Source organism: Mycobacterium sp. NGS40 (genome assembly GCF_059812735.1).
The window spans coordinates 1-376 of the sequence record NZ_JCALDG010000132.1 but is presented as its reverse complement, the minus strand read 5'-3'; the positions used below and the strand labels follow the sequence as shown (position 1 = coordinate 376).

At 69.4% G+C, this 376-nt stretch carries 1 protein-coding gene; it reads right to left on the bottom strand.

The annotated features are described in order from the left end of the window. A partial coding sequence (locus tag AC5Y5O_RS32265) for a SpnB-like Rossmann fold domain-containing protein (protein ID WP_500028778.1) occupies nucleotides 1–376 on the bottom strand: 376 nt, incomplete at both ends.

The window sequence follows — 376 nt, the reverse complement described above, 5'->3', positions numbered from 1 at the left end:
TCAGCCGCGCCGCGTGCACGACGCCGGAACGCACCACCAATTGCGGTTCACCGCAAGCGATCACCTCGGCAACATCCAGCGAACCGTCCGAATCGACCAGCACCACCCGGCCCGGCTGCTCGGCCTGCGCCGACCGCACCAACCCCCACACCGCCGCACCCGCCAGATCGGACACACCCTCACCGGCCAGCCCCACCGCGCCGCGAGTCAGCACAACCAACGGCCCCGCATCGCCGCCGGCCAACCACGACTGCAACACACCCAACGCCTCACGAGTGGCCGCATACACCGACTCAACCGTGGTGCCCGAACCCGGCTCCCACACCGTCACGTCCTGTCCGCCAATGGTTTTGGCCTCCAGGGCAACCGGCGACCA